We start from the raw sequence: 15247 nt of genomic DNA on the forward strand, positions 1-15247 counted from the left end.
GCCCGGTCGCCCGCCGGGCGACCGTCAGCGTTTGCCCGGTGTCCGCCGGTGGGACCACGTGTCGGCATCGGCGGTGTAGCGCACCAGGAGGCGGGCGAACTGCGCGCGGTCCTCCGCCGACCAGGCGGCGGTGATGTCCTCGAACGCCTCCCGCTGCTCAGCGGCGAAGCGGTCGCGCTCGGCCTCGCCGCGCTCGGTGAGTTCGAGCACGGTCCGGCGGCCGTCGACCTGCGACGCCGCCCGCCGCAGCAGGCCGTCGGCGATGCAGGCGGTCACCGCGCGGCTGGCCACCGGCTGCGCGACACCCATCTCCGCGGCGAGCCCGCCGACGGTCATCTCCCCCGGGGCGTCCGCGATCACGTTCAGCACCAGGTTGCGGGACAGGTCCCGGCTGGAGGCCGGGATGCGCCTGCGCAGCCGCGACAGCGCCGGACCGATCCGGTCCAGCGGGGAGTCCTCGGCGGAACGCGCGCTGCTCACCCCGCGAAGTGTAGTGCCCCCGGTATTTACATAGCAACTGACAAATGTATAGCATCGGGTATGCAACTGCGAGCGAGGAAGTGGGGTGGGCCGCCGTGGCCGTCACCGCAATCACCGGTGCCAGGGTGTTCGACGGGGAGAAGGCGTTGGGGGTGCGGACCGTCGTCCTCGACGGCCGCAGGATCCGCCAGGTCGGCGGCGAGGTCCCCGAGGGGGCCGAGGTCGTCGACGGCCGCGGCGCAACCCTGCTGCCCGGGCTGATCGACGCGCACGTCCACGTCGCCCCCGGCGCGCTGGCCCTGGCCCTGCGGTTCGGCGTCACCACCGAACTGGAGATGCAGGGCATGAACACCCGGGAGAACCGGGCACGCATCACCGAGGACGACGCGGTCGCCGACGTGCGGTCGGCGGGCTTCGCCATCACCCCGCCCGGCGGGCACCCGAGCGAGCTGATGCCCGAGGGCTTCCGGCCCGGGTGGGAGCTGCCGCCCACCCCACCGCTGATGCCGTTCAGCACCACACCGGCGGAGGCGGTCGCGTTCGTCCCGCACCTGCTCGCCCGCGGCTCCGACTACATCAAGTTCATGATCGACGACGGCAGCGTCGAAGGCCACCCCGGGCTGCCCGTGCTCGACCAGGCCACCCTCAACGCGGGCGTGGCCGAAGCCCACCGCCACGGCGCCCTCACCGTGGCCCACGCGCTGACGCTCGACGCCACCCGCATGGCCGCGGAGGCCGGGGTCGACGGGGTGGTCCACGTGTTCATGGACCGGCCGCACACCGAGGAGGTCGTCGACCTCGTGGCGGGGGCGGGGATGTTCGTCGTGCCGTGCGTGTGCCTCAACGCGTCCATGATGGGCACCACCGGCGAAGAACTCGCCGACGACCCGCGGATCGCCCGCCGCCTCGACGCCAAGTGGGACGAGGCCCTGCGGTCGAGCTACAACCGGTACCCGCAGGGGAAACTGGAAGACGTCCTGGACACCGTGCGGGCACTGGCCGCCGCCGGTGTGGACCTGCTGGCGGGCACGGACGCCTCCATGGCGGAAACGTTCTTCGGCGGCGTGGCCCACGGCGCCAGCCTGCACCAGGAGTTGCGGTACCTCGTGGCGGCAGGCTTGACACCGCGGCAGGCGTTGCGAGCCGCGACGGCCACCACGGCCCGCCGCTTCAACCTCGGCGACCGCGGTCGCGTCGCCGAGGGCCTCCGCGCCGACCTCCTCCTGGTCGACGGCGACCCCACGGAGAACATCGACGACACCCTCAACACCCGCGCGATCTGGCGGCGGGGGGCACGCCTGGCCGAGGTGTGACCCGAAAGGCCGCGGCCCCGCCGGACCGGCACACCTGCGCGAGACCCGGCACGGGTCGCCTGATTCCGGTGTGCCGTGGGGGCGTTCCCCCCAGTGGTGTTCACCGGTTCGAAGTAGCTCATCGGTGGGCAGCCGAGGTGTGGGGAGCGGACCGTGTGGACAGTGGGTGAAGGGGTCGTCATTCGACCGGGACTTCAACCCGCCCACTCGGGTTGCACGTGCTCGACGATGTTCCCTTGTCCGCGCGGGGCCTGGCACGATGCGAGAAGACGGAGAACGGCACCACGACCGGACTCGCCGCCCTCGCGTCGGTGACGGGATCGACACCCCGGGCACCTTTCCCCCTCCTTCGACGAACAGCGCAGTGAGCGCGGAGCACAGGTGTGCCCGGCGGCAGGCGTTCGGCCGCGGTCGGCACCCCGGGCACGCGCCCGGCTCGAACCACCCCAGAAACGCCTGAAGAATCCAGAGGTCGGCCATGAGTTTGCAGCGCGTGATCACCGACGACCAGGACTTGCAGATAGCGCCCGTGTTCGCCCAGCGGATCGACGAGGACGTGATCCCGAAAGGACGGTTGCCGGAAGACCCGATGCCCGCGGGGGTGGCGGCGGGCATCGTGCAGTCCCGGCTGCTGCTCGACGGGCGGGCGGCGCTCAACCTCGCCACGTTCTGCACCACGGCGGCGGAACCGGAACTGGAGCGGATCTACGCCGAAACCGCCCCGATCAACATCATGAACCGCGAGGAGTACCCGGCCAGCTCCCGCATCGAGCAGGAGTGCGTCAACGCGCTCGCCCACCTGTGGCACGAGGACGACGGCCGGTTCATCGGCTGCTCCACCAGCGGCAGCTCGGAAGCGGCCATGCTCGCCGGTCTGGCCATGCTGCGCCGGTGGCGGGAGAGCGGGGGCACCGGCAGGCCCAACATGGTGTTCGGGACGCACGTGCACGTGTGCTGGCCGAAATTCTGCAACTACTGGGACGTGGAAGCGCGCATGGTGCCGCTCGCCGAAGGCCGCACGATCCTGGACCCGGCGCTGACGGCGGCGGCGGTCGACGAGAACACCATCGGTGTCGTCGCGGTGCTGGGCAGCACGCAGGACGGGCGCTACGACCCGGTCGCGGAGATCGCGGCCGCGCTCGACGGCGTGGCGGCCGACCGGGGCGTCGACGTGCCGCTGCACGTCGACGCGGCGAGCGGCGGGTTCGTCGCGCCGTTCCTCGACGCGGACTTCGCCTGGGACTTCGCGCTGCCCCGGGTGGTGTCGATCAACGCGTCCGGCCACAAGTTCGGCCTGGTCTACCCCGGGGCGGGCTGGTGCCTGTGGCGCGACCCGGAGCACCTGCCGGAGTCGCTCATCTTCGACTGCAACGTGCTCGGCGGCCACCACCCCACGTTCACCCTGAACTTCTCCCGCCCCGCCTCCGGCGTGATCGCGCAGTACTACCAGTTCCTGCGCAACGGCATCGCCGGCTACCAGTTGATCGCCCAGCGCTGCCAGGAGGTCGCGCGGTACGTGGCGAAGGGCGTCGCGGCCATCGGACCGTTCGAGGTCATCAGCGACGGCGAGGACCTCCCGGTGGTGGCGCTGCGCCTGTGCGACCCGGAACGCGAGGGCTTCACCGTCTACCACCTGTCCGAGGCCCTCAAGGGCGACGGCTGGCACGTGCCCGCCTACAGCCTGCCGCCGGACCTGGAGCACGTGGACGTGATCCGCGTGGTGTGCAGGCAGGGGTTCACCCTCGACCTCGCGGCGAGGTTCCTCGAAAGCCTGGTCAAGCACGCCGAACGGCTGGCGGGCCACCCGTTCCCGCTGCCCGAGCCCGCGGCCGTGCTCAGCTTCGCGGACTGACCCCGTGCCCACCCTCTCGGAACTGGAGGCCGACCCCCACCCGGTCTACGCGCGGCTGCGGGTCGACGAGCCGGTCACCTGGGTTCCCGAGGCCCGCCAGTGGTTGGTGACCGGCTGGCAGGACGTGCACACCGTGCTGACCGACGTGGAGCGGTTCACCACGGACCAGCCCGGGTCACCGATGATCGGCGTGTGCGGCGGCACGCCGCTGCTGATGCGGGAGGGCCGATCCCACCGGGAGGTGCGCCGAGCGCTGCAACCCGACTTCGAGCCCCACCGGGTGGCCCCCTTCGTCGACACCATCGCCCGACCCGTCGCACACCGGGTCGCCGACCGGATCGCCCCGTCCGCTCACACCGACCTGGCCGCGCACTACTTCGAGCCGGTCGCGGCCATCACCGTCACCACGCTGCTCGGCCTCGACCCGGGCGCGGGGGCCGACACGGTGCGCCACTGGGGAAACCTGCTCACCGCGGTGGCGAACAACTTCGGCCGCGACCCGGAGCTGGACGGGGCCGTTGCCACCGAAATGGCCCAGGACACGGCAGTGGTCGAGGTCGTCGAACGGCTGCGGGCGGAACCGGACGGATCGGTGATCGCCCACCTGCTGCACGCCAACCGGCCACGCGGCAGACCACGCCCGGACCCCGACGTGCTGCCGGTCCTCAAGCACCTCGCGCTGAGCGCGATCGAGCCCGGCTGGCTGGCGGGCTGGACCCTGGCGGCCCTGTGGTCGGCACCCGGGCACCTCGCCGAGGTCCGCGCCGACCGAACCCTGCTCGGCGCGGCGGTGCACGAGGCCCTGCGGTGGAGCGGCCCGGTCGGCGTCCTGGGCAGGCGAACGACGCGCGCGCTGACACTGGGCGGACGAGAACTCCCGGCCGACAGCGTGATCGCGGCAGCCATCGCCTCGGCCAACCGCGACGAGACGGTGTTCACCGAACCCGACCGGTTCGACCCACACCGCGACCTGCGCACGCACCTCGGGTTCGGCACCGGCCCCCACCGGTGCCCGGCGCCCCCGGTGGTCACCGCCTTGGCCCACACCGCCCTGGACGTCCTGCTCGACCGAATGCCCGACGTGCGGCCCGCTCCAGGTTGGCAACCCGCCCCACACGGTTGGAAACTGCGCCTGCCCGGCCCACTCGACGCGGTGTGGGACGTATCGCTGACCAAGGCGTCGTGAGCGAAGCACCACGTCGGGGTCACCGGCGTGGCGCTGTTCGCCGCCGGGCTATCCGGCCCGCAGCTCGGAGTCTGGTGGAGGAGACGACCTCTCCTCCACCAGGTTCCCGCGCACATCGGCGGACAGCCTGCGGAGCAGGGTCAGCAGTTGGGTGGCGTCGTTGTCGTCCCAGTGGGCCAAGGCGGCGGTGAGCCTGTGCGCCCACTGCGCGCGGTGCTGATCGAGGCAGGCGCGGCCGGAGTCGGTCAGCCCCAGCAGGCTCGCCCGCCCGTCCTCCGGGTCCGGCCGCCGCGAGACCAGACCCGCAGCGCACAGCATCGCCACCTGCCTGCTCACCACGGACGGGTCCACGTCGAGCGCCCCGGCTAGTCTGCCCATCCGCTGCTCGCCCTCCCTGGCCAGCAACCCGAGCAGCGCGGCGGGCGCGTTGTGGAGGCCGTCGTCGGCAGTGTGCTGCACCGCCCGCCCAGCCCGCACAATCCCGCGCAACACCTCGACCAGGTCCGACGCCGTTGTCGTGGCGATCATGCCGCCTCCCCGCTCGGTTGATATCTGCAACTATAAGTTCATTGGTTGCGGGAAACAACTAGTGGGGGTGTGATGTGGAAGACGGCTGCGTGCAGGGCGAGCGCCCGCTCGGTCAGCGGGTCGCAGGGCTGGGCGGGAAGCCGCGCGCCACCAGGTTGCCGCGCGCTGGGGCAAGGCGGTGCCCGTGAGGGCCACCGGACGCAAAGTCGAAACAGCCCCGCTCACGCGGGGAAGACATGCTGGAACAGGAACTCGTCATCCCGACCCTGGGAACAGCCCCGCTCGCGCGGAGAAGGCAATGAAACGTGACCCCGACAGGCGACGCCCGGCGGACCAACCCCGCTCGCGCGGGGAAGACATGCTGGCCGATCCGGCGGGGGAAGGTCAGCGGGGAACAGCCCCGCTCGCGCAGGGAAGATCCGGGGGCGAGGTCGGCGATGACGTCCATGACGGGAACAGCCCCGCTCGCGCGGGGAAGACGGCACGGACAGCCGGATCGCGTACTCGGCCGCGGGAACAGCCCCGCTCGCGCGGGGAAGACGAGGTCGAGCAGGGCCTGGCCGAGATCGCGCGGGGAACGGCCCCGCTCGCGCGGGGAAGACGCGATCGCCCGCCAAGCTGCCGACCCGGATGGGGGAACAGCCCCGCTCGCGCGGGGAAGACCGCGGCACCGTGCCCACCGCCCGCCTGGACGACGGAACAGCCCCGCTCGCGCGGGGAAGACCCGACGCCGACCACGGTGACCCGCTCGCCGTTGGGAACAGCCCCGCTCGCGCGGGGAAGACCTCCCGAACGGCTCCCTCCTAGCGAGGGGGCCGGGAACAGCCCCGCTCGCGCGGGGAAGACCGCCGGGCCCTGGTGTGGGCGGGGACGCGGACAGGAACAGCCCCGCTCGCGCGGAGAAGACTCGTGGTGGCCTCTCCTGAACCCGTCCGGGTTGGGAACAGCCCCGCTCGCGCGGGGAAGACCCTTGCCCGCGCACGTGTTGCCCGAGGGCCGGGGGAACAGCCCCGCTCGCGCGGGGAAGACACGGCGGGCACTAACGCCAACGCGCCAGCCGTGGGAACAGCCCCGCTCGCGCGGGGAAGACCCACGACTGGGCCACCCGACCCGACATCCAGCCGGAACAGCCCCGCTCGCGCGGGGAAGACCCCGCCGGGAACTTCTGCGGCACCCCGGGGTTGGGAACAGCCCCGCTCGCGCGGGGAAGACTTCTCCGGCGGACAGGAGACGGTGCGCGTCGCGGGAACAGCCCCGCTCGCGCGGGGAAGACGTGGAGAAGAGGACGAACACGGCGAGCGAGGACGGAACAGCCCCGCTCGCGCGGGGAAGACACTTCTTGACCTGGGGGTTTAGTTGGCCAGAGTAGATTTTAACATCACTTTTGGCGACGGAACGAAATTTTGTAGTTAACTGGTTACTCTTTGTGTTCAATGCGGTATTGAGCTGGGTGGATGCCCCGGTAATGACCGTGGTTGGCGGTTCTGCCGGTGATCGGGGGTTGAGCGGGAGTCGGTGCCGGTGGGGCAGCGTGGGGCGAGGTGTCGAACAAGCCGGTTCGTGCGGTGGGGCGATGAGTGTGCGGCCGGGGAGTGACTTGGTGCGAGTGCGCGTCGGTTGGGTGAGGCTGACGACCGGCCGGGGCCGCACCGAGGCCGGAGGTCGGGCGTGGGGCTGCCCAGGTCACCACTGGTCCGGGGACCTGCCTGCTTCGGCGGTCCGCTGTTGGGTGGCGCGCGCCGGGTGCCCGCTGGCGAGGCACCCGGGCGCGGGGGTGTCAGCGGGTGAGCCGGTTGGTGCGGGTTGCTGCCAGCAGGGCGTGGAGGTCGGCTGCGATGGGGCGGTGGTGGGGGTCCTTGCTGTCTCGGACCCAGCCGTCCGGGTGGATCTCCACGCAGTTGTTCGCGCCGTCGCTGCGCGTGGCCTTACGCCATCGGGTCTGATCCATGTGCTTCTCCGAGGTTGTCGATGCGCCTGCCGAGGAGTCTCATCGATTCCGCGTGGTTGGCGGCGACATGATCCCACAGGTACTCGAAAGCTGTTCGGTAGCCGGTCACTTCGTCGTCGTGGTGCAGGTAGGTGGCGCCCGTCATGCCCTCGCTGTAGACCTGCCCGAGGCGCGCTGGTCTCTCTAGGTGCAGCAGGGTGAAGCTGTTGCCCACGCCCCGATGCCCTCCTGCCGACCACGGGATCAGGCGTACCTCCGTGGTGTCCGTCGCGGCGGCCTCCACCAGGCGGATCAGTTGGGCGCGCAGGACCTCGGGGCCGCCCACGGCCTGCATGGTCACGTGCTCGCCGAGCAGCACGCGCAGGTGCGGGGGCTCGGCCGCACCGAGGACGCGCTTCTGGCGGGCCAAGCGCTCTTGGACGCGCAGTTCGGCGTGCTCGACGCCCTCCTGCGTCACCAGCGCCCTGGCGTAGTCCTCGGTCTGCAAGAGGCCGTGGACCAGTACGTCATCGAAGTAGCAGATCTCGACGGCCTCCCGCTCCATCGTGAAATAGGCGTTGGCGTGCTCGGCCGTGTGTGACACCGACTGCCTGCGCCTGGCCATCTCCAGCAGTTCCAGCAGCTCTTTGCGCTTGGCGGCGGGCACGCGGTAGAGCTTGAACAGCTCCTGCAACTCGGCGCGCACCGGCACCCGGAACCCGCGCTCGACCCGGTTCGTCTTCCCCGGGTGCCAGCCGAAGCGGTCCTCCACCTCTTCGGCCGTCAGTGCCGCAGCCTTGCGGTAGCGGCGCAGCGCCTCGCCGAGCGCGCGCCGCTGCGGGGTGATCGTCGTGGGCACGACGCTCCTCTCGTGGGACTAGTCCTCTTGGACGGGACTTTTCTGCCGTTCGCCGACTCGACCGGCATTCAACTGGTCAGTTCGTCATGTCGAAGCTTAGTCTCCTTGGTATCGGGCTGATGGGGAGTGGGGCGGACCGCTGGGCGCGTTTCAGCAACCAAACCCTTTGCCCGCAAAGGATTCCCCGTGCGCAAAAATCATCGGCCCTGTGAATCCCTTGGGAGAGAACATGTTCCTCTACCGCATCCGCAAACGGTGGCAGACACGCCGGTGGTTGGCTGCCTTGCACGCGAGGTGTCCCGCACCGCTTCCCCGGCCCCGGCCGCACGACTACGGCCGGTTGGCGACCCCGGAACGTCCCCTATGGACAAACTGCCCTCGCGCATGAGGAGGCGGTGGGGCCGGTCGATGCCCCCGGCCAGCCCCACCGCCATGAACCCCACGGTCCCCGCCTGCCGCACCGTTCACTCCGACCGACCAGGACCACCATGGCTGCCAGGACACCCGAACCCGACTTCCGCGCGCGAACCGTGCGCGCGCTGCTGCTGAGCCGCGAACTGGACGCCAACCGCAGGCGCGTGGGGCTGAGTACCCGTGAAGCGGCCAGTGGCATGGACATGTCACCCGCGATGCTGAACCGGGTCATGACCGGCCGCAGGCTGCCCACCGCATTGGAGATCGGTGGGCTTTGCGCGCTCTTCGACGTCCCCGCCGAGCGGCGGCCCGTCCTCTACGACCTGGCCCGCGAGGGTGACCGCACCCAGTGGCTGACCCACCACGACCCCGGCGACCCGGACCGGTTCGCCGTCCTGCGGGAACTGCACGCCGTGGCCGAGTCCATCACCGGCTACGACACCGCCACCCTCCCGCTCGCGCTGCGCACCGCCGACTATCACCGGGCGGTGCTGGCCGCCACCGGCACCGCAGCAGGCAAGTACGACCAGGTGGAGGGCCACACCGTCCACTACGTGCACGCCCACGCCCTGCGCGCACCCTGGGTCGACCCGGCGGTGATGACGGCGCAACTCGTCCGGCTGCGCGACAACCGGCGGCTGCGGGTGGTCCCGGACTGCACCCCGCCCCCGGCCGCGCACCCGTTCCAGGTGATCACCACCCGCCACTTCCCGCCGGTGGTGTTCCTCGACCTCGGCGCCGCGACCCTCCTGTTGGAACTCGACGCCGCCGCGCCCCACCTCGCCGCCCTACGGACCGTGGAAAACAGGGCGCTGTCCATCGGCGAGACTCAAGCGTTCCTGGACTACCTGCTCTTCTCCCGCTGAGGCCGCGCCCGTGGTCCGATCAGTCGACGGGGGCCGCAGGCGTGATGAGGACCAGGGCGCGGAACATGCGCTCCAACTCCGCCTCCGGGTCGTCGGTCAGGCCGGTGTGGGTGGGAGAGGTCTGCACGAGGGTGCTGCGGGGGGCGGTGAGCCAGCGGAAGCGCTGTCCGGGCGGGATGCGGGTGACCGGGCCCGCCGAGCCCGCGCACACCGACGTCAGGCCGCCCAGCATCTCCGCCAGCACCGCCAGGTCGATCGCCGGGTCGAGGGCGCGCAGGCGGGCGTCGTCCACGTGGGTGCGGCAGCCCAGGTAGTCGAACGCCTTGCAGTGCACCAAGACACCGATGTTGAGCGCTTCCCCACGGTCTTGGCGGGGGACGGCGCGCAGCAGGGCGTACTCAAACACGTGCGGCACGGGCGGCCTCCAAACCCTCGGTCCACTCCGCGGCCGCCGCCAGCCGGGCGGTGAAGAAGGCCCGGTAGGCGCGGCGGGTGTCCGCCGGGTTCGGGAAGCCCAGCAGCCACTCGTCGGGCACCTCGGCCAGCACCTCGTCCAGCGCGTCCAGGTCGACCTCCGCCGCCAGGTTTTCGATCGGGCCCGCGACCGGGAGCATGACGTGGTCGGTCGGTTCCCAGCGGTACTGCTTCGCGGGCTGCCACCCCGGTTCCCAGCGGTGGTGGAAGTACAGGGAGGCGCCGTGGTCGATCAGCCACATCCGGCGGTGCCACAGCAGCAGGTTGGGGTTGCGCCAGCTCCGGTCGACGTTGAGCACCAGCGCGTCGAACCACAGCAGCCGGGCCGCCTCGACCGGGCCGGGGTCGCGGACCAGCGGGTTGAAGTCGAACGAGCCGGGGAGGTAGTCCAGGCCCAGGTTGCGGCCGTCGCTGGCGCGCAGGAGTTCCTGCACCTCCTCGTCCGGTTCGGTGCGGCCCAGTTCCGGGTCCACCTCGACGAAGACGATCTCCGGGACCCGGAACCCCAGCGCGCGGGCCAGGCCGCCGACGACCAGTTCGGCGACCAGCGCGCGGGGGCCCTGCCCGGCGCCGCGGAACTTGACCACGTACATGCCCAGGTCGTCGGCCTCGACCAGGCCGGGCAGGGAGCCGCCCTCGCGGAGCGGGGTCACGTACCGGGTGGCGGTGACGGTTCTGGGCACCGCCGCATCATGCCGGGTGGCGCCCGGCCCACGCGCGGCGGGCACCCGGGTTCCACCACCACGGGGTTCCGGCCTCCTGCCGTGAACCCGTCACAGCCGCCGGACACGCAACACGCAGGTCAGCATCGGGAGGGTGAACTCGCCGTCCGCGGTCTCCGGCTCACCCGCCAGGAAGGCGCGGATCCGGTCGAGGGTGACCTGTCGTTCCCGTTTCGGCATGACCAGCACCCCCGCCCGCGTCGCCAGTGCCGCGACGAGGGAGTCGGCGGTGCGGCGCTGCCCGTACGGGAACTCGGCCTGCTCCGGCGAGCCGAACCGGGCGGCCCCGCCCGCCTTGGGCAGGTGCGTCTCGGCACGCCAACCGGCGGGCGTGTCCCGCGGGCCGATGACCGCGCTCCCGCTGACCCGCGCCAGCCCGGCAACCCAGTCGACCCGGTCGTCCACCACGTTCCACAAGCCTGCCAGGATGCCGCCCGGTACCAGGACCCTGGCGATCTCGGGTCCCGCGACGGCCATGTCGAACCAGTGCAGGGCGTTGCCCGCCAGCACGGCGTCGACGGACGCGTCCGGCAGCGGTATCGCCTCGGCGCTGCCCGGCAGCGCGCGGACACCCGGCAGTGCGCGGCGCAGCTCGGTCAGCATCGCCGGGTCGGGTTCGACCGCGGTGACGTCGGCGCCCACCGCGGCCAGGGTGGCGGTGAGCTTGCCGGTTCCGGCGCCGAGGTCGAGCACCCGCACACCGGGCGCCGGATCGCCCAGCGCCCAGCGCACCGCGGCCCGCGCGTAGTCGGGGCGGTGCTCGGCGTACGAGGTCGCCGCCGCGCCGAACGACAAGGCGTGGCGGAGCCGTTCATCGTGTTCCGCGCGCGGCCTCGTCATGCCGGGTGACGCCCGGCCCACGCGCGGCGGGCACCCAGGATGTCCTCCCGGTTGTCCCGGTTCCACCGGCACGCCGAGTCCATGAACTCCAGCAGGCCGCGGCCCACCGGCGTGAGCGAGTACTCCACCCTGGCAGGCACCCCGGGGTGCGCCACCCGCACGAGCAGCCCGTCGCGCTCCATGGCGCGCAGCGACTCGGTGAGGACCTTCGGCGTCACCCCGGGCAGCGGCACCCGCAGCTCGGAGAAGCGGCGGGCGCCGTCGCGCAGGCAGACCAGGATGCGCCCGGTCCACTTGTCGCCGACGCGGACCGGGTAGCTGGTGTCCTCGCAGTGGTCGAACATGTCCGGCCGCAGCTTCCCGGCGTCCGGGTGTGACAGTGCTTCCCCCATGTCGCCCATGGTAGTGGGATCAGCCGCCTGTGGTCCCCGGTTGCGGGTCAGGGTGGACCGCCAGCGCCAGGCAGTGGTGGCGGGGTTCGGTGGCCTCGTCGACGGCGGCGCGCGCCAGGTCCGCGTAGCGCAGCGGTGGGCTCGACGGGGCGTACGGGAAGGCGGTCGAGGGGCCGTCGGGGGTGTTGTAAGACGGCAACCGCTCGACCGCCACCCGGTACGCGCCGGTTCCCGGGCCGTCGGCCAGCAGGGTCGGGGGTCCGGCCACGGCCACCCAGTCGAGGTCCGCCCCGTCGGCGCGCAGCCGGTCCAGCTCCCGCGCCCTGGTCTCGCTGAACGGCCGGTACTCCGCCGGGAAGGACGGTTGGTCGTGGAAGCGCACCCCCGGTGCCACCTCCAGCACCGTCCCGGTGGTGATCACCACCAGCCTGCGGACGCCCGCGCGCGGCAGCGCTTCGAGCAGCGCCGACGCGGCAGCGTCGTACAACCCGGGCTCCGGGGCGTACACCGACACGATCGCCGCGTCGTGCCCGGCCGCTGCGGTGGCGACCGAGTCCGCGTCCGTCGCGTCCCCCGCGACGACCGCCGCCCCGCCCAGGTCGACCGGTCCGCGCGCGACCCCCGTCACCCGGTGCCCGCGCCCGAGCGCTTCCGCCGCGATGAGCCTGCCCGCCCGCCCGCCCGCCCGCGCCGAACACCACGATTCCCGCCATCGGTCGAAACCTTCCCGCCGTGGCCGGGCCCGCTGCCCGACCCCGGGCGGGAAGCTAGCCGCCCGTGGTCGGGTTCCCGCAACGATACCGGGAACCAGCAGGGGAAACGTATCACTCCACTATGGACTCCCGGAGTGCGGTGAGTCGGGCGCGCTCGACCTCGTTCTCCGTCAGCGCGGCTGCGGTGGCGTAGGCGTCGGCGGCTTCGGTCGGGCGGTCGAGGCGGCGCAGCATCTCCGCGCGCAGGGTGTGGGCGGGGCCGTAGGCGTCCAGGCCGATCCGCTCGACCTCGGCGAGCGCCGCCCCCGGCCCGTGGACCTCGCCCACCGCGACCGCCCGGTTGAGCGCGACGACCGGGGTCGGGGTGAGCGCCAGCAGGTGGTCGTAGAGGGCCAGGACCTGCGCCCAGTCGGTGTCCTCGGCGCGGGCGGCATCGCTGTGCACGGCCTGGATGGCCGCCTGGACCTGGTAGGGGCCGGGGCGGGCTCGGCGCAGGCAGCGGCGGACCAGGTCCTGGCCCTCGGCGATCAGCGCGCGGTCCCAGCGGGAGCGGTCCTGCTGCGCCAGCAGCACGGCCTTCCCGTCGGCGGTGGTGCGGGCCGGGTGGCGGGAGCGGGTGAGCAGCATCAGCGCCAGCAGGCCCAGTGCCTCCGGTTCGTCGGGCATCAGCTCGACCAGCAGCCTGCCCAGCCGGACGGCCTCGGCGCACAGGCCTTCGCGCACCAGCCGGTCACCCGCCGACGCCGTGTGGCCCTCGGTGAAGACCAGGTACACGACCGCGAGCACGCCGCCGAGGCGGTCGGGCAGGTCGGCGTCGTCCGGGACCCGGTAGGGGATGCCCGCTTTCTTGATCTTCGCCTTGGCCCGGACCAGCCGCTGGGCCATGGTCGGCTCGGGCACCAGGAACGCGCGGGCGATCTCGGCGGTGGTCAGGCCGCCGAGCAGCCGCAGGGTGAGCGCCACCCGGGCGGGCGCGGCCAGCGCCGGGTGGCAGCAGGTGAACAGCATCCGCAGGCGGTCGTCGTGCACGGGGCCCTCCTCCTCGGCCGGGCTGTCGTCGGGTGCCAGGAGGGCGTGCGCGGCGGCGTGCCGGGCGTCGCGGGTCGACTCGCGGCGCAGGCGGTCGATGGCGCGGTTGCGGGCGGTGGTGATGATCCACCCGGCCGGGCTGGGCGGTTCGCCCGACTCCGGCCAGCGGCGGACCGCCTCGGCGAAGGCGTCCTGGACCGCTTCCTCGGCGAGGTCGATGTCGCCGAGGGAGCGGACCAGCACCGCCACCGCCCGCCCGTACTCCTCGCGGAACACCCGGGCGATGCGCTCGCTCACCCCTGGGACACGAACGGGCGGACCTCGACCGGCAGGCCCAGGACCCGGGCCAACTTGCGGCCCCAGGCCAGGGCGTCGTCGAGGTCCTCGGCGTTGATGACGGTGAACCCGCCCAGGTGCTCCTTCAGCTCCACGAACGGGCCGTCGGTCACCAGGACGTCGTCACCGTCGGCGCGCAGGACGGTCGCGGTGTCGGGGGCCTCCAGGCCGTTGCCGAAGACCCAGGCGCCCGCCGCCCGCATCTCGTCGTTGAGGGCTCCGACCTCGGCCATGATGGCGGCCAGGGTCTCGCGGTCGGGCATCTCGCCGGGCGGCTGGAAGATGCTGAGCAGGTACTGGCGCATGGTGTTCTCCCTGTTCGGTGGTGCTCGGTCACCCTCCACACGAACGAGCGACCCCCGAATCGACAGGGTCCCCGAAAGTTATTTCGAGGCGACGTCTACTGTGACCCTCGGTGTGCCGCGCCGAGGCGGAGATAACAGGCCGGGAACGAAAACGTCAAGATCGGGGCCGCAGGGTAGCCCGATGGTGCTCGGTACTCACCCGTCCGACACAGTGCACGTACCCAAAAGCAGTTCCGCCCCACTCGTCAGCCGTCTATATCCAGGAGGACCGCGCAGGTGAGTCCGGAGAGCGCCATCGACCCCGCCCACGCCGTCGCCCTGGCCGGGCGTGCCACCATCGCGGACAAGATCCGCTACGCCTGCGAGCACGTCGACCCGCCCACCACCCTGGGGGTCCAGCAGTGGCTGGACACCTACGGGGTGACCACGGCCCGGTCGTACGCCTCCAACGTGATCGACACCTGGCGCCGCGAGCACCAGGTGGGCGACACCGGTGACCTCGTCGCGCTCAGCCCCGGCCTGCTGGCCGAGCTGGACGCGCTGCGCACCGGCTCCGGCGGAACCGACGGCTCGGCCGCCCCCGGCGGCGCGAACGGCACCAACGGGTCGGCCGCCACCAACGGGTCAGCCACCAACGGGTCAGCCGCGAACGGTTCGGCCGCGACGAACGGATCGACCAGCGCGAACGGCTCGGCGGCCACCGACGGTGCGACCGCGACCAACGGGTCGGCCACGAACGGGTCGGCCGCGGGGGCGACCACCGCCAACGGCTCGACCGGTGGCAAGAAGGCGAAGCGCCTGACCGGTGCGGCGGCGCGCAGCGCCGCGGCCAAGGCCGCGCGGAACGCCGCGAAGAACGGCGCCACCGACAGCACCACGGCGAACGGCGCCCCCGCGGCGGACAGCGGCGGCGCGGTCGTCGAGCGGCCGGACGAGGGCGGGGCAGCAGCACCCGGCGTGGACACCCTGGCAGACAAGGACAGCACACAGAACATGGACACCGCGGTCGAA

At 72.4% G+C, this 15247-nt stretch carries 15 protein-coding genes, 1 pseudogene and 1 CRISPR repeat array; of the genes and pseudogenes, 5 read left to right on the plus strand and 11 right to left on the minus strand.

Annotated elements, in window-relative coordinates; all coding sequences use genetic code 11:
- Positions 1 to 24 precede the first annotated feature (24 nt).
- Positions 25 to 480 (minus strand): MarR family winged helix-turn-helix transcriptional regulator, encoded by a 456-nt coding sequence (locus L6E12_RS09325; RefSeq protein ID WP_236227498.1) that lies wholly within the window; start codon positions 478 to 480, stop codon positions 25 to 27.
- 95 nt (positions 481 to 575) lie between these two features.
- Here L6E12_RS09325 and L6E12_RS09330 point away from each other — a divergent pair, with 95 nt between their 5' ends.
- From L6E12_RS09330 to L6E12_RS35350, 3 genes are all read left to right on the plus strand, one after another.
- Positions 576 to 1793 carry an amidohydrolase family protein gene (locus L6E12_RS09330; protein WP_236227499.1) on the plus strand — a complete coding sequence of 406 codons (1218 nt, stop codon included), beginning with the start codon at positions 576 to 578 and terminating at the stop codon, positions 1791 to 1793.
- A gap of 478 nt (positions 1794 to 2271) precedes the next feature.
- The gene (locus L6E12_RS09335) at positions 2272 to 3645 is read left to right on the plus strand and encodes a glutamate decarboxylase (RefSeq protein ID WP_236227500.1); all 1374 of its coding nucleotides are present in this window, start codon (positions 2272 to 2274) and stop codon (positions 3643 to 3645) included.
- 4 nt (positions 3646 to 3649) lie between these two features.
- Positions 3650 to 4831 (plus strand): cytochrome P450, encoded by a 1182-nt coding sequence (locus L6E12_RS35350; RefSeq protein WP_236227501.1) that lies wholly within the window; start codon positions 3650 to 3652, stop codon positions 4829 to 4831.
- A 48-nt stretch (positions 4832 to 4879) separates the two neighbouring features.
- Here L6E12_RS35350 and L6E12_RS09345 read toward each other — a convergent pair whose 3' ends face one another.
- From L6E12_RS09345 to L6E12_RS09355, 3 genes are all read right to left on the minus strand, one after another.
- Positions 4880 to 5359: a MarR family winged helix-turn-helix transcriptional regulator gene (locus L6E12_RS09345; RefSeq protein WP_236227502.1), complete on the minus strand. Its 480-nt coding sequence runs from the start codon at positions 5357 to 5359 to the stop codon at positions 4880 to 4882.
- Positions 5360 to 5567: 208 nt separating this feature from the next.
- Positions 5568 to 6693: direct repeats of the CRISPR family, unit length 28 nt; unit sequence GGAACAGCCCCGCTCGCGCGGGGAAGAC.
- A 443-nt stretch (positions 6694 to 7136) separates the two neighbouring features.
- On the minus strand, positions 7137 to 7307 hold the full coding sequence (locus tag L6E12_RS09350) for a DUF397 domain-containing protein (protein WP_236227503.1): 171 nt from the start codon (positions 7305 to 7307) through the stop codon (positions 7137 to 7139).
- Positions 7285 to 8145 (minus strand): helix-turn-helix transcriptional regulator, encoded by an 861-nt coding sequence (locus L6E12_RS09355; RefSeq protein WP_236227504.1) that lies wholly within the window; start codon positions 8143 to 8145, stop codon positions 7285 to 7287. The genes L6E12_RS09350 and L6E12_RS09355 overlap by 23 nt, the downstream gene beginning before the upstream one ends.
- A 488-nt stretch (positions 8146 to 8633) precedes the next feature.
- On the opposite strand from L6E12_RS09355, the gene L6E12_RS09360 reads away from it, so the two are divergent.
- Entirely contained in the window at positions 8634 to 9425 is a 792-nt protein-coding gene (locus L6E12_RS09360; RefSeq protein WP_236227505.1) for a Scr1 family TA system antitoxin-like transcriptional regulator, read from the plus strand.
- 19 nt (positions 9426 to 9444) lie between these two features.
- Here the strand turns inward: L6E12_RS09360 and L6E12_RS09365 are convergent, their stop codons facing one another.
- The 7 genes from L6E12_RS09365 to L6E12_RS09395 all read right to left on the minus strand — a co-directional run bounded on the left by L6E12_RS09365 (position 9445) and on the right by L6E12_RS09395 (position 14236).
- Positions 9445 to 9840: a DUF3037 domain-containing protein gene (locus L6E12_RS09365; RefSeq protein WP_236227506.1), complete on the minus strand. Its 396-nt coding sequence runs from the start codon at positions 9838 to 9840 to the stop codon at positions 9445 to 9447.
- Positions 9824 to 10582, minus strand: coding sequence for a HipA family kinase (locus tag L6E12_RS09370; RefSeq protein ID WP_236227507.1), 759 nt, complete (start codon positions 10580 to 10582; stop codon positions 9824 to 9826). Before L6E12_RS09370 ends, L6E12_RS09365 begins: the two co-directional genes overlap by 17 nt.
- Positions 10583 to 10672: 90 nt before the next feature.
- Positions 10673 to 11461 (minus strand): class I SAM-dependent methyltransferase, encoded by a 789-nt coding sequence (locus L6E12_RS09375; protein WP_236227508.1) that lies wholly within the window; start codon positions 11459 to 11461, stop codon positions 10673 to 10675.
- On the minus strand, positions 11458 to 11853 hold the full coding sequence (locus tag L6E12_RS09380; RefSeq protein ID WP_236227509.1) for a helix-turn-helix domain-containing protein: 396 nt from the start codon (positions 11851 to 11853) through the stop codon (positions 11458 to 11460). Before L6E12_RS09380 ends, L6E12_RS09375 begins: the two co-directional genes overlap by 4 nt.
- A gap of 19 nt (positions 11854 to 11872) precedes the next feature.
- Positions 11873 to 12481 (minus strand): NAD(P)-dependent oxidoreductase, encoded by a 609-nt coding sequence (locus tag L6E12_RS09385; RefSeq protein WP_236227510.1) that lies wholly within the window; start codon positions 12479 to 12481, stop codon positions 11873 to 11875.
- A gap of 196 nt (positions 12482 to 12677) precedes the next feature.
- Positions 12678 to 13892, minus strand: a complete 1215-nt coding sequence (locus L6E12_RS09390) for an RNA polymerase sigma factor (protein ID WP_236227511.1) — start codon at positions 13890 to 13892, stop codon at positions 12678 to 12680.
- Positions 13889 to 14236: a YciI family protein gene (locus L6E12_RS09395; protein ID WP_236227512.1), complete on the minus strand. Its 348-nt coding sequence runs from the start codon at positions 14234 to 14236 to the stop codon at positions 13889 to 13891. Before L6E12_RS09395 ends, L6E12_RS09390 begins: the two co-directional genes overlap by 4 nt.
- 276 nt (positions 14237 to 14512) lie before the next feature.
- Between L6E12_RS09395 and L6E12_RS09400 the strand changes: the two are divergent.
- Positions 14513 to 15247, plus strand: a pseudogene (locus L6E12_RS09400) (hypothetical protein); the annotation flags it as partial.

Origin of the sequence: Actinokineospora sp. PR83 (genome assembly GCF_021056305.1) — a bacterium.
GTDB classification, from domain to species: domain Bacteria; phylum Actinomycetota; class Actinomycetes; order Mycobacteriales; family Pseudonocardiaceae; genus Actinokineospora; species Actinokineospora spheciospongiae.